Source organism: Spongiactinospora sp. TRM90649, from assembly GCF_029382225.1.
GTDB lineage: Bacteria > Actinomycetota > Actinomycetes > Streptosporangiales > Streptosporangiaceae > Spongiactinospora.
The window spans coordinates 228,106-240,487 of record NZ_JARLTC010000012.1; the positions used below are offsets into that span (position 1 = coordinate 228,106).

At 73.0% G+C, this 12,382-nt stretch carries 15 protein-coding genes and 2 pseudogenes; 11 read left to right on the plus strand and 6 right to left on the minus strand.

Annotation, left to right across the window (positions count from 1 at the left end; genetic code table 11):
- Positions 1 to 23 precede the first annotated feature (23 nt).
- Genes P3X83_RS17395 through P3X83_RS17405 form a run of 3 tightly spaced genes read left to right on the plus strand, consistent with a single transcriptional unit; the run spans position 24 to position 3,410 of the window.
- The gene (locus P3X83_RS17395) at positions 24 to 1,427 is read left to right on the plus strand and encodes a PLP-dependent aminotransferase family protein (RefSeq protein ID WP_277306139.1); all 1,404 of its coding nucleotides are present in this window, start codon (positions 24 to 26) and stop codon (positions 1,425 to 1,427) included.
- A 36-nt stretch (positions 1,428 to 1,463) separates the two neighbouring features.
- Positions 1,464 to 1,952: a MarR family winged helix-turn-helix transcriptional regulator gene (locus tag P3X83_RS17400; RefSeq protein WP_277306140.1), complete on the plus strand. Its 489-nt coding sequence runs from the start codon at positions 1,464 to 1,466 to the stop codon at positions 1,950 to 1,952.
- An 18-nt stretch (positions 1,953 to 1,970) separates the two neighbouring features.
- Positions 1,971 to 3,410, plus strand: coding sequence for a carboxylesterase family protein (locus P3X83_RS17405; protein WP_277306141.1), 1,440 nt, complete (start codon positions 1,971 to 1,973; stop codon positions 3,408 to 3,410).
- Here P3X83_RS17405 and P3X83_RS17410 read toward each other — a convergent pair.
- Positions 3,386 to 3,484 (minus strand): annotated as a pseudogene (locus P3X83_RS17410) (GNAT family N-acetyltransferase); the annotation flags it as partial. The gene P3X83_RS17405 and the pseudogene P3X83_RS17410 overlap by 25 nt on opposite strands.
- 173 nt (positions 3,485 to 3,657) lie before the next feature.
- Between P3X83_RS17410 and P3X83_RS17415 the strand changes: the two are divergent.
- Positions 3,658 to 3,984, plus strand: coding sequence for an STAS domain-containing protein (locus tag P3X83_RS17415; protein ID WP_277306142.1), 327 nt, complete (start codon positions 3,658 to 3,660; stop codon positions 3,982 to 3,984).
- A gap of 77 nt (positions 3,985 to 4,061) precedes the next feature.
- Here P3X83_RS17415 and P3X83_RS17420 read toward each other — a convergent pair whose 3' ends face one another.
- Entirely contained in the window at positions 4,062 to 4,985 is a 924-nt protein-coding gene (locus P3X83_RS17420; protein WP_277306143.1) for an AraC family transcriptional regulator, read from the minus strand.
- Between the two features lie 112 nt (positions 4,986 to 5,097).
- Between P3X83_RS17420 and P3X83_RS17425 the strand changes: the two genes are divergently transcribed.
- Together P3X83_RS17425 and P3X83_RS17430 are read left to right on the plus strand one after the other, a co-directional pair.
- On the plus strand, positions 5,098 to 5,649 hold the full coding sequence (locus P3X83_RS17425; RefSeq protein WP_277306144.1) for an NAD(P)H-dependent oxidoreductase: 552 nt from the start codon (positions 5,098 to 5,100) through the stop codon (positions 5,647 to 5,649).
- Between the two features lie 41 nt (positions 5,650 to 5,690).
- Positions 5,691 to 5,870: pseudogene (locus tag P3X83_RS17430) on the plus strand (MgtC/SapB family protein); the annotation flags it as partial.
- 81 nt (positions 5,871 to 5,951) lie between these two features.
- Here the strand turns inward: P3X83_RS17430 and P3X83_RS17435 are convergent.
- The 3 genes from P3X83_RS17435 to P3X83_RS17445 all read right to left on the minus strand — a co-directional run bounded on the left by P3X83_RS17435 (position 5,952) and on the right by P3X83_RS17445 (position 8,852).
- Positions 5,952 to 6,857, minus strand: coding sequence for a hypothetical protein (locus tag P3X83_RS17435; RefSeq protein ID WP_277306145.1), 906 nt, complete (start codon positions 6,855 to 6,857; stop codon positions 5,952 to 5,954).
- 160 nt (positions 6,858 to 7,017) lie between these two features.
- Positions 7,018 to 7,632, minus strand: coding sequence for a histidine phosphatase family protein (locus P3X83_RS17440; RefSeq protein ID WP_277306146.1), 615 nt, complete (start codon positions 7,630 to 7,632; stop codon positions 7,018 to 7,020).
- A gap of 2 nt (positions 7,633 to 7,634) precedes the next feature.
- Positions 7,635 to 8,852, minus strand: a complete 1,218-nt coding sequence (locus tag P3X83_RS17445) for a PEP/pyruvate-binding domain-containing protein (protein WP_277306147.1) — start codon at positions 8,850 to 8,852, stop codon at positions 7,635 to 7,637.
- 57 nt (positions 8,853 to 8,909) lie between these two features.
- Between P3X83_RS17445 and P3X83_RS17450 the strand changes: the two genes are divergently transcribed.
- From P3X83_RS17450 to P3X83_RS17465, 4 genes are all read left to right on the plus strand, one after another.
- Positions 8,910 to 9,305: a DNA-binding protein gene (locus P3X83_RS17450; RefSeq protein WP_277306148.1), complete on the plus strand. Its 396-nt coding sequence runs from the start codon at positions 8,910 to 8,912 to the stop codon at positions 9,303 to 9,305.
- The gene (locus tag P3X83_RS17455; RefSeq protein ID WP_277306149.1) at positions 9,302 to 9,937 is read left to right on the plus strand and encodes a transcriptional regulator; all 636 of its coding nucleotides are present in this window, start codon (positions 9,302 to 9,304) and stop codon (positions 9,935 to 9,937) included. The genes P3X83_RS17450 and P3X83_RS17455 overlap by 4 nt, the downstream gene beginning before the upstream one ends.
- Positions 9,938 to 10,112: 175 nt before the next feature.
- Positions 10,113 to 10,286 carry a hypothetical protein gene (locus P3X83_RS17460; RefSeq protein WP_277306150.1) on the plus strand — a complete coding sequence of 58 codons (174 nt, stop codon included), beginning with the start codon at positions 10,113 to 10,115 and terminating at the stop codon, positions 10,284 to 10,286.
- Positions 10,283 to 10,753 (plus strand): DUF5825 family protein, encoded by a 471-nt coding sequence (locus P3X83_RS17465; RefSeq protein WP_277306151.1) that lies wholly within the window; start codon positions 10,283 to 10,285, stop codon positions 10,751 to 10,753. The genes P3X83_RS17460 and P3X83_RS17465 overlap by 4 nt, the downstream gene beginning before the upstream one ends.
- Positions 10,754 to 10,773: 20 nt before the next feature.
- Here the strand turns inward: P3X83_RS17465 and P3X83_RS17470 are convergent, their stop codons facing one another.
- Positions 10,774 to 11,949 carry an MFS transporter gene (locus P3X83_RS17470; protein ID WP_277306152.1) on the minus strand — a complete coding sequence of 392 codons (1,176 nt, stop codon included), beginning with the start codon at positions 11,947 to 11,949 and terminating at the stop codon, positions 10,774 to 10,776.
- Positions 11,950 to 12,027: 78 nt separating this feature from the next.
- Here P3X83_RS17470 and P3X83_RS17475 point away from each other — a divergent pair, with 78 nt between their 5' ends.
- Positions 12,028 to 12,366, plus strand: a complete 339-nt coding sequence (locus P3X83_RS17475) for a helix-turn-helix domain-containing protein (protein WP_277306153.1) — start codon at positions 12,028 to 12,030, stop codon at positions 12,364 to 12,366.
- The last annotated feature ends 16 nt before the right edge of the window (positions 12,367 to 12,382 follow it).

Here is a 12,382-nt window from a genome sequence, read left to right on the forward strand (position 1 = left end):
GGCCGTTGGTAAGATCCAAATCCATGGTAGATGAGTGGCCCAATCCGGGACTGGACCTGCATCTGGAGCTGAACGTCACCGACGGGCTGCGAACCGGCCTGGAACGGGCGCTGCGGGAGGCGGTGCGATCGGGACGCCTGGCGACCGGCACCCGGCTGCCGGCGACCCGCAGGCTGGCGGGCGATCTGGGCCTGGCGCGGGGGACGGTGCGGGCGGCCTACGACCAGTTGATCGCCGAGGGCTACCTGGCCGCGCGGCAGGGGTCGGGCACCGTGGTGGCGCTGCCGCCACAGGTCGTCCCGTCGTCCTCGGCCACGCCGGCGGCGGCCGAGCGGCCACGGCACGACCTGCGCCCGGGGAGCGCGGACGCGTCGGCGTTCCCCGTGACGGCGTGGCTCGAATCGACGCGGCGGGCCCTGGGGTCGGCCCCGGCCGACGCCTTCGGCTACGGCGATCCGTGTGGCCGCCCGGAACTGCGGGCCGCGCTGGCGAAGTACCTGGGGCGAGCCCGGGGCGTGTCCGCCGGGCCCGGCTCGATCATGATCACCAACGGGTACATGCACGGACTGACGCTGCTGGCCACGGTCATCGGCGGAACGTTCGCGCTGGAGGATCCGGGGGTCCCGACGCACCGCGAGGCGATCCGCCGTACCGGCGCGCAGGCGGTCCCACTGCCGGTCGACGACCTCGGCGCCCGCACCGACCTGCTCGGCGGCCTGGGCGCGGACGCGGTGGAGGTGACCCCGGCCCACCAGTATCCGACCGGCCGGACCCTCCACCCCGACCGGCGGCGCGCGCTGCTGGACTGGGCGCGCTCGTCCGGCGGCCTGATCATCGAGAACGACTACGACGCCGAGTTCCGCTACGACCGCAAGCCCGTCGGCGCGCTGCAGGGCGCCGACCCCGGCCACGTGGCCTATCTGGGCACGACGTCCAAGACGCTCGGCGCGGCGCTGCGGATCGGCTGGATGGTCCTGCCGTCCCGCCTGATCGCCCCGGTCGCCGAGGTCAGGCGGCACAGCGACCATCACACCGAGCATCTGGGCCAGCTCGCCCTGGCCGACCTGATCACCCGCCACGGCTACGACCGCCACATCCGCGCGTCGCGCCAGCGGTACCTCCGCCGCCGGGACCAGCTCCGCCGGCGGCTCATCGGCCTTCCTGTGGAGCTGACCGGCATCGCGGCCGGTCTGCACGCCCTCGCCCTGCTCCCTCCTGGCGGCCCCACCGAGGCGGACGTCCGGGCCGCCGCGCGGGCCCATGGACTCGCGCTCGGCTACCTGTCGGAACGCGGCGAACTGCCGGTCTCCCGGCAGGGGGTCATCATCGGCTACGGCCGTCCCGCGGACCACGCCTACCCCTCGGCCCTGACCGCCCTGGACGCGACCTTCGCCGCCTGCTTCGCGGGGTTCGGTCACCCCCGTTGACTCGCGTCCCACAAGAACGTTATTTTCATTAACGTTATGGATTTTAACGAAATTCCGGACGGACCTCCCGAAGCGCTGTCCAAGTGGACCGGCTTCCTGCTGAACTGGGTCGCGGGCCACGCCCGGGAGGCGTACGAGCAGGTGGTGGCCCAGGTCGGACTGAAGCCGCAGCACCTCGGGGTGCTCACCCAGATCCAGCACGGGCCGATGATCCAGGCGCGGCTGAGCGACCGGTTGCGGGTGTTCAAGCCCGTAATGGTCACCCTGGTCAACGAGCTGGAGGAGCTGGGGCTGGTGGAGCGCCGCCCGCACGCCACCGACCGCCGTGCGCTGGAGGTGCACATCCTGCCCGCCGGACTGAACCGGATCGAGGAGGTCGACCGGCTCAGCGAGGAGGCCTCGGCCCGGTTCTTCGGCCCGCTGACCGCCACCGAACAGCGGGACCTGCACGAACTGCTCGCCAAGCTCGCCCGGGAGGGCCCCGCCGGCGCCTGGCGTGTCCCGAACCGGCCCGATACCCCCTGAAAGCCCCAGAGGAAGCACATGCGCCACACGGTCAAGACCCGGAACGGCCTGGTCGCGGGGTACGCCCGCGACGGCGTCGTCTCGTTCAAGGGCATCCCGTACGCCGCCGCGCCCGACGGCGAGCGGCGGTTCATGGCACCGGAGCCCGCGCCGTCCTGGGACGGCGTGCGCGAGGCCACCGCCTTCGGCGCCGCGCCGCCCCAACTACCGCCCGCGCCCGGAGTCCCCGCGATCTGGCGGCCGGGCGACGGGCCGGACTGCCTGACGGTGAACGTCTGGACGCCGTCCCCCGGCGCCGCGCGCCTGCCCGTGATGGTGTGGATCTACGGCGGCCGGTGGAGCCACGGCGCGTCCTCGATGCCGCACTACGACGGCTCGGTGCTGGCCGGATCCGGCGTGGTCGTGGTGACCTTCAACCACCGCACCGGCTTCGAGGGGTTCGGTCACCTGCCCGGCGCGCCCGGCAACCGGGGGCTGCTCGACCAGCTCGCCGCGCTGGCCTGGGTCCGGGACGACATCGCCGCGTTCGGCGGCGACCCCGACGCCGTCACCGTGTTCGGCCAGTCGGCAGGGGCGGCCTGCGCCGTCCTGCTGGCCGCCGCGCCGGCGGCCACCGGGCTGTTCCGGCGGTGCGTCGCGCAGAGCCTTCCCGCCGGGCACGTGACCGCGCACGACGCCGGACAGGTCACCGAACGCCTCGCGGCGGCCGTGGGCGCGGCCCCCACCCGGGACGGCCTGGCGGCGATCCCCCCACGGGCCCTCCTGGAGGTGCCGGACGCGCACCTCACCGGCGGGCGTCCCGGCGGCGCGTTCGGCCCCGTCATCGACGGCGACCTGGTCACCGCGCCTCCCGAGCACGCCCTCGCCGACGGGCGTGCCCGCGGCATCGACCTGCTCTGCGGCTTCACCCACGACGAATACCGGGGATTCCCGCCCACCGCCGCCACCCCGCCCCTGGAGGCCGTCGCCGGTCACTTCGGCCTCGCGCCCGGCGCCGCGCAGGCGTACCGCGAGGCGTACCCCGGGGACACCGAAGCCGACCTGTTCAGCACCTTCATGTCCGACGCGCTGATCCGGATGCCCACCACGTTCGCCGCCCTGGCGCACGCCCGAAGCGGCGGACGGACCTGGTTGTACGACTTCGCCTGGAAGGGGCAGATCGGCGCGGCCCACGGCATCGACCTCCCGTTCGTCTTCGGCCTGCCCGGCACCGGCTACGCCGCCCGCTTCCTCGGCACGCCGCCGCACGCCGGGTTCACCGCGTTGTCCCGGCGGATCCGCACCGCGTGGACGTCGTTCGCGGCGACCGGTGACCCCGGCTGGCCGGCGTTCACCGCCGGTCGGCCCACCACCCGCGTCTGGGACACGGAACCGGCCGACACGGCCTACCCGGTGCCGGACTCCCTCCGTATCTGGAGCGACGGCGCGGCGCGTCAGACGCCGAACCCCGGAGGGTAGGCGATGGTGCCGCTGGGAACGGGCCGGGTGCCGTCCAGCCTCAGGGCCATCATGGTCTCGTCGGGCACCTCGAAGGTTCCAGCGGATCGCCGCGGACATCCCGGTGTTCCGCGTGGTAAAGGCGTCGTAGTCGCCGATCTACGTGACATTTGCGGGGAGCGGGTAGACTGGCCGACAGCGGTGACTCGCCCCGTGTGCGGCTTGCACGCCTATGGCGACTCCTTTCACACCGTGGATCGGGCTGTATATGACCGACCACTTGTCCGTGCGCGTCAGGCATCACGACAGCGCGCGCAGCGTCCTTTACCTCGACGGTGAGCTCGACCTGGCCAGCGTCTCCCGGCTGTCATCCGCCGTGGACGCCGCCGTGGCCGGGCCGGGCCGTCACATCACCCTGGACGCACTCGGCGTCACGTTCTGTGACGCCGCCGGGCTGCGCGGCCTGCTGGTCGCCCAGCGCCGCCTCACCGAAGTCGGCCGCACGATGGACGTCGCACACATCCACGGCGTCCTCGGCCGCATGCTCGACCTGACCGACCTGCGTCAGGCCTTCCAGATCGCCACGCCCGTCTGAGCCGTGGCACCCTCCGCGCGGCGGCACCGCGCCGTCGCCGTTCCCGCCCTACTCACCGCGCCTCCGCTGAGCGTTCGTCAGCTCACCTCGACCTGACGGCGGTAGCGGCCGGGCGGCACGCCGAGCTCCCGCTTGAAGGCGTTGCCGAAGGCGAACTCCGACCCGTAGCCCACCCGCTCGGCCACCTCCGCCACCGACGCGTCGGACTCGCGCAGCATGCGCGCCGCGGTCGACATCCGCCACCAGGTCAGGTAGGCCAGCGGTGGCTGCCCGACCAGCCCGGTGAAGCGGCGGGCGAAGCCGGCGCGTGAGATGCCCGCGTGGGCGCCCAGCGACTCGACCGTCCAGCGGCGGGCCGGATCGCGGTGGATGGCGTCGAGGGCGCGGCCGATGACGGGGTCGGCCAGCGCGGCGGCCCAGCCGGACAGCTCGCACGGCTCGCCCTGGGTGTCGAAGTAGGCCCGCAGGACGTAGAGCTGCAGCATGTCGAGCAGCGACGTCACGACGGTGTCCGAGCCGAGGCGCGGGTTGTCTATCTCGGTGCCGAGCAGCTCGACGGCGGAGCGCAGCTCCTGATGGCCGCCGAGCGTCGCGGGCAGGTGGATCACGCTGGGCAGCGCGCCCAGGATGGGGTGGGTCCGGTCGCGGTCGAGCGCGTAGCCGCAGGACAGGACCACCGTCTCGACCCCGGTGCCGCCGTAGTCGGCCGAGGCGAACAGCTCGGAGTGCGCCTCGCAGTCGGAGCGCGCGAGCGGCCGTTCGGGATCGTCGGCCAGGCCGAAGGAGTCGCCGTGCGGCAGGAACACCACGTCGCCCATGCTCAGCGGCATGGGCTCGCCGTCCTGGCGGAGCAGCCAGCAGGACCCGCGCAGCACCACGTGGAAACCCGCGGACCCGGGGATCTGGTGGAACCACACGCCCCAGGGCGCGCGCAGGGACAGCCTGGCGGAGGTGGGCCGCCCGCACCGCATGAAGGCGATCACATCGCTCAGCACATCCATGCGCCGAGTCTATGGCCTGAGACGGTTGCGTATAAAGAGTGCACACTTGCGCATTCAGTATCCCAGTAGGGCTCCCTACGGTAGTTCCGTAACCGACTGAAGGAGCGTTGACATGCTGAAGGTGGGCATCATCCTGGGCAGCACCCGGCCCGGCCGCAACGGCGAGGTGGTGGCGCAGTGGGTGCGCGACCTGGCGGCCAAGCGCGGCGACGCCGACTACAAGTTGGTGGACCTGGCGGACTACGGCCTGGGCAACCTGGACGAGCCGCAGCACCCCGCGATGGGCAATTACCGGCACGAGCACACCAAGCGATGGTCGGCCACGATCGCGCCGCTGGACGCGTTCGTGTTCGTGACCCCCGAGTACAACAACTCCTACCCGGGGGCGCTCAAGAACGCACTCGACTTCCTGCACGCGGAGTGGGCCAACAAGGCGGCCGGTTTCGTCGGCTACGGCGTGGACGGCGCGCCCCGGGCGATCTCGCACCTGCGGCACGTCCTGGGCCTGCTCAGCGTGGCCACCGTGTCAGGCCAGGTCGGGCTGTCGCTCGGCACCGACTTCGCGGGCGGCTTCAGCCCCGCGCCCAGCCAGGAAGACCGCCTGAACACGCTGCTCGACCAGCTTCTCTCCTGGGGCACCGCCCTGCGCCCGCTCCGGGGCTGACATCGGGTGTGATCTCCGCAAAGCCGTGGAGATTTACCTGAATGGGAGCAGTGGTCGCCACCGGAGCCTTCGAGGGCCGGGGGTGGGTCCAACTGGGCGAGCTGGGCCTGGCCCTGCTGCTGTCCGCCGCGATCGGGCTGGAGCGCGAGATCCGGCAGAAGAGCGCGGGGCTGCGCACGCACACCCTGGTCGGGTTCGGCTCGGCGCTGTTCATGCAAGTACGGCCCCGCCCTGACGAGGTACGGCCCCCGCCCGGGATCCCCAGGCGGGGGCCCTGCTCACCGGCGGGGCCGGAGCGCAGGTCAGCCGGGCGGGAACGAACCGTTCTTGGCCACCGGCAGGGCGAGCTGGCTGCGGCCCAGCAGGGTCGCCCGTTCAACGGGCAGCCCGCGCAGCACCGGGTTGACGTGCTGGAGCGTCAGGGACACGGAAGGAACGGCGGACGCCGAGACGACGTCGTACTTCTCCAGGTCGATCCACTGGACGACCCTGAGGATCTCCGGCGGGATCTCGTCGCCCCGCTTCTGCACGGGCACGCAGAGCTGGCGGGCGTTGACGACCCGCACGTCACGCGGCTGGATCGCCCTGGCGATGACCGGGTTGAGCTGCGTGAGGTTGAGCCCCTGGTTCAGCGGGTTGTTCGGCGTGATCCCGTAGCACTTGAGGTCGATGTGCGAGATGAACTCCAGCACCTCCCTCGTGACCGGTCCCACGTTGTTCTTCAGCACCGGCACGCACAGTTGCTGCGCGTTGGTCAGCGTCACCTGCTGCCGCGGCAGGTTGGCGAGCAGCGGGTTGAGCTGGCTCAGCACCAGGGCCCGGTTCACCGTGGCCCCGCTGATCTTGTAACAGGCGAGGTCGGTGAACTTGATGAAGTCCGCCACGCCGTTCGGGGGATAGACCCGGTTCTTGGCGACCGGGGTGCACAGTTGCTCGCGCGTGCCGAGGGTGACGGTCTCGACCGGCAGGTTGGCGAGCACCGGATTGAGGTGCCGCAGCGTGAGCGTCGTGGCGGGTGGCTGGTAGGGGTCGGTGGCGAAGCACTCCAGGTCGAGGTAGGCGGTGTAATCCTTCGGGGTCGGGAGGGCGAGGGCTGTGGCGGGGGGTGCCACCAGGAAGACCACGGCGAGCAGTGCGACGGCGGCGGAGATCGTTCGCCTGAACGTCGACTCGACACGCCTGCGGCTTCCGGTTCGGGCTCGGTCCATCTTGGCTCCAGGAGTGGGGAGCGGGGGGCCTGCTGTTCACCGAGTGTGTTCCGCCGTTGCCGGGCTGACAATATCGTTGTCCGCATCCGGGCACGCACGGCGTGTGCTTCCCCGCCTGGTCGCGGGCCGATAGCGGAAAGCGCCACGACCAGGCCGGGAGCTAGGGCCTGACCACCTTCGGGAAGCCGGTCCAGCGCAGGTCGGGAGGGAGATGGCCCATGTCGTTGAACATCACGAGAGTGGGCGGCAGGTCGGGGCGGTACTCGATGATCGTCAGGGCGGCGTTGGCGAGGTTCAGGCCGAGCCATCGGGACGGCGGCGCGTCCAGCGCGTGCCGAACCAGCCAGGCGATCGGGTAGGCGTGCGTCACCAGAACCTCGTGCGTGTCGGCCTGGGGACTCCCGCCGGATCCATCGGGGGTCTTCGCGAACCGGGCGACCAGGGCGTCGGCCAGGCGCCGGCCCGAGGCCGCCTCGGCGGCGTCGTAGCCGTCGAAGAAGCCGATCCAGGACGGCGGCGTCGCGGCGGGTTCCGGCACGTAGGGCACGTGGTCGATGAGTTCGGCGGCCTCGGCGACGGGCGGGTCCGGCAGGTACCGGGCCAGTTCGCGCGCGCTCGCGCCGGCACGGGGCAGCGGGGAGTGCCACACGGCGTCGATCGGCACGCGTGCGAGTCGTTCGCCCAGCAGGCCGGACTGCCTGCCGCCGATGTCGGTGAGCCGCCCGAACGCGTCGGCCGCGCCGTGGCGGACCAGGTAGAGGTGTCGTGTCGCCATGGTCAGAGACGCGCCGCCCGTCCGGGCGGTGCGTCCGGCTCCTTTCCATCGGTGGGTGTGACCGTTCCGGCGGCGCCGTCCACGATGACGACGGCGCCGTCGCCGAGCCGGTTCGTCGCGGCCGGAACCCCGAGGACGGCGGGTATCCCGTACTCGCGCGCGACGATCGCGGCGTGCGAGAGCACCCCTCCGGTCTCGGTGACGACGCCCGCGGCGAGGCCGAGCAGCGGCGTCCAGGCCGGGTCGGTGAAGGGGCAGACGAGGATGTCGCCCGCGCGGACGCGGGCGAAGTCGCGGGGCCCCCGGACGATCCTGGCCGCGCCGGTCGCGGTCCCCCGGCTGCCCGGGGTTCCGGTGAGCACGGCGGCGGAGACGCCCGGGTCATGGGACGGCGGGCGCGGCGGCGGCGCGGCCGTGACCGGCCGCGCCTGGAGGATCCAGATCCGGCCGTCGGCGATCGCCCACTCGACGTCCTGCCGTCCGCCGAACAGGGCGGCGATCTCGCCGCCCAGCGCGGCGAGCCGCGTGGCGGTCGCGTCGTCGAGCGCCGGGCGGTTCCGGGCGTCGGCGGGCACGTCGCCGGTGACCACGCGGGTGCCGTGCCGATCGGCGCGGGTTCGTTTGTCCGCGACGGTGACGGTGACCGAGCCGTCCGCGCCGACCCGATAGGCGTCGGGGGTGACCGTGCCGCCGACGACGCCGAGACCGAGGCCCCAGGACACCTCGATCTCGGTCGCGCCGCCCGGGGCGGCCGGGGTGAACATGACCCCGGACACCTCGGCGTCCAGGTGGCGCTGCACGATGACGGCCATCGCGGGGTCGCCGGGCGGCGGCCCTCCATGAGCGCGGGCCGCCCGGTAGCCCTCGGCGCGCGGGGAGGACATCGAGGCCCGGCAGGCGCGCACCGCGCCGGCGACCTCGCCCGCGCCGCGCACGCCCAGGAAGCTCTCGTACTGACCGGCGGCCGAGGCCGTGCCGCCGTCCTCGTCCGCCGCCGACGACCGCACCGCGACGTGCGGGTCGCCGAGTTCGCCGAGCGCGCGTTCCAGCGTCTCGATCACGGTGCCGTCGACGGGACCCTCCCCCGCCATCCGCGCCGTCGCGGCGAACGGGACCACGAAGCCGTCGGGGACCGGCAGGCCCGCGCGGAGCAGCGCGCCGAGCGCGCCCGCCTTGCCTCCGCAGGTCCCGGCGGCGGCAGCGCTGAGAGGTATGATCACCGGCCGCCCTTCAACAGATTGTTGACAATATTTCGTTGATTGTGCATGGTAAGTCGCATGGCCCGCAACCGTGACATCACGAACCGTGCGCAGGACGACAACGTCCAGGCCCGGCGCGAACGGCAGGCGAGCGCACGCCTGATGAGCCTGGGGGCGGGCGACCTCGACGCGCGGCCGTGGCGGCCCGCGCCCGCCCCGCCGTCGGCGGTCGACCTCGCGCAGTTCGCCGTATGGCGCGGCGCCGAGCTGGCCCCCGACGACATCCTGGCCGCGATGACCGTCCTGCCCGCGGCCCGCGCCGAGGTCGAGGGGCTAGAGGCCGCGCTGCTGTTCACGGCCCGCGCGGCCGGGCTGACCTGGGCGCAGATCGCGGACGCCATGGGGTTCAACTCCCCGCAGGCGTGCCAGCAGCACTACACCCGCCTGACGGCACGACAGGAGACCGACTCGTGACACTCGATTCGCCGACCGGCCTGCTGGTGCTGCACGCCGTCCGGCTGAACGGCTACGCGGACACCCCGGCGATCGCCGAACGGTTCGGGTTCGGCGAGACAGAGACGAAAGAGGAGCTGCTCGACGCCGAGGCGCGCGGCTGGGTCGAGCGCACCGTCTTCGGCGGCACCGGAGGCTGGTCGCTGACCGACGCCGGCCGGGCCGCGGACGAGCGCCTGCTCGCGGCCGAACTCACCCGCGCGGGCGGCGGCGACGAGGTCCGCGCGATCTACCGGGAGTTCATGCCGCTGAACGCCCTGCTGCTGCGCGCCTGCACCGACTGGCAGCTACGGCCCACCGCGGACGACCGGCTGGCCACCAACGACCACACCGATCCCGCATGGGACGCCGCGGCGCTGGCCACGCTCGACGCCGTCGAACAGGGGCTCGGGCCACTGGTGGAGCGGCTGACGGGGGTCCTGTCACGGTTCGGCGGATACGACACGCGATTCGGCGCGGCCCTGGCGCGCGCCAGGGCCGGAGACGGCGCGTGGGTCGATCGCATGCACGTGGACTCCTGCCATCGGGTCTGGTTCCAGCTCCACGAGGACCTCATCGCCACGCTCGGCATCGACCGGCACCGGGAGCCCTGACCGCCGGTCGCGGCCCGGACGGCCGCCGGACCACCGGCAAGGTCGTCCTCCGCGTCACCGGAAATGGCAGTTGAACGACGATAATTGGCACGCGACCGCATGGCCGGGCCTTTCCGCTGAATGCCAGAATCGAGGAGATCAATAACGAGGGGCCCGTCCGCGCGGCCCCGCGTCCGTGCGGAGGTGGGTCAAGGAGCACGGCTACGACATCGACCTCGCGCAGATCACCGCCTGTCTGGGCGAGCTGCGCGAGCACGGCCTGGTGTTCGTCGACGGCGACACCTACGTGGCGCTCGCCACTTCCAGTGCCGCGCAGCGGGCGCACCATGAGGCGGTGGTCGCGCTGTGAACGGCGTCCGGACGGTCGACTGGGGCGCGGCGGGAACGGGGGCCGACGCCGTGGCCTGGCTTCGCGACGGCCTGAGCGACGGCGACACCCCCAGGTGGCGGGTCGCCGGGCTGCCGGAGGCGCAGGTCCCGCTGCTCCTGCACCTGCCGCCGCCCGAGAGCGCGGACGGCCCGCACGACCGATGGCGGTCGGGGTTTCGCCTGGGCCTTTGCTACTACCGGCGCGGGCCGGGGTTCGTGCAGGTGAAGGACGTCCGGGAGCCGGAGCGTTCGGCGAGCTTCGTGCTCGACGTCCCCGAGCTCGTCGAGGTGTTCCTGCGCTGCCTGCGGCCCACGCGGGCGGCCGACGTCGATCCGGACGCGGCCGGGGCGCTGCTCGACGAGCGGCTGCTGCTGCGCCTCGGCGACCGGCTCGTCACGCTGCCGTACCACATGCGGCGCTGGCCGGTCCCCGCGATGGCCGTCTGAGCGGGCACCCGCCGCGCTGATCATCGCTGCGGAGCCCGCGCGGCCTGGGGGCGAGCCCGGATGAGGATCAGGGAGACCGCCAGGCAGAGGACGGCGACCGCGACCGCGAAGTACTGAACGGCGGCGAGCAGGCCCACGACGGTGGCCAGCAGGCCGACGCCGATGACGGGAAGCCCGACGCCCAGGTAGATGATCACGTAGAAGCCGGACATGACGGCCGCGTGGCGACCGGCGGGGGCCGCGCCGTTGACCGCGGTGAGGCCGCCGAGGAAGGCCAGCCCCTGGCCGGTGCCCCCGATGACGGTGGCGGCGAGCAGGAGCGGCAGCGAGGACAGCGCGCCCGTGAGGGCGAGCAGCGCCAGTCCGGCGGCCAGCAGCGGGAGGCCGGCCTGTTCCAGGGTCCTGGCCGGCCTGCCGTATCCGAAGAGCTGGGCGAGGGCGGAGCACAGCAGCGTCAGCCCCACGGCCGCCCCGCCCAGCAGCAGGTCATCGCTGCCCGAGAGGGTGGCCACGTAGGACGGGACGAGCGTGAGGAAGATCCCGATCACGGCGAACGCCAGGAAGCTCGCCATGCCGCTGGTCGCGAAGATCGACCGCAGCCCGGCGGGGATCTCGGGCCTGCGGGGACGCCACCGGGTCCTCGCGACCGGCTCCGGCAGCAGCGCGACCACGATCGCGGCGGGCACCAGCAGGCCGATCTCCACCGCGAACGGCAGGACCTCGGGCGCGGGGGCGTGCTGGGCGAGCGCCCCCGCGAGCACGGGCCCGAGGCCGAGCCCTCCGACGGAGGCCACGGTGGCGACCAGGGCCGCCTTGCGGCGGTCGCCGTCCGGCTCCAGCCGGGCCAGCAGCGCGGTCAGCGGCCCGGAGGCCGCGCCGAGCGCGATGCCCTGCAGCGCGCGTGCGGCGAACAGCCACTCCGTGCCCGGGGCCAGCGCGAAGGCCAGCGCCCCCAGCGCCGCCAGTCCCACCGCGGGCAGCAGCACCCGGCGGTACCCGACGGCGTCCGCCAGCGGCCCGGCCACCAGCAGCGAGGGGATCAGCGTGGCGGCGTACACGGCGAAGATCAGGGTGACGACCAGCGGGGAGAATCCGAACTCCGCCTCGTAGGTCCGGTACAGCGGGGTCGGCAGGTTCGTGCCGGTCAGCAGGATCAGCAGCGTGTAGGCGGTGCCCCAGAATCGCCATCGGGCCATGCATTCCTCCACATGTTCGAGTTTGCCGAACATAGCAGATGTTCGGCAAACCTGAACATGTTGCGCTAGGCTGGCGGCATGGCCAGCCGAACCGCGACGGAACTCGTCCACCCCGAGCGCGGCGAGCTGCGGTTCACCACGGTGCTGGCCGCCCTGAGCGACCCCGTGCGACTGGCGATCGTGGCCCGCCTCGCCGAAGCCGGCGGCGAGCTGGCGTGCACGACCTTCGCCCTGCCGGTCAGCAAGTCCACGCAGAGCGGCCACTTCAAGACCCTGCGCGAGGCCGGCGTGATCCGCCAGCGCGACGAGGGGACGCGACGCCTGAACGGCCTGCGCCGCGACGACCTCGACGCCCGCTTCCCCGGGCTGCTCGACCTCGCCGTCCAGCAGGGCCGCGAGGCACTCGCCCACCCGTGACCTCGCCGTTCAACTG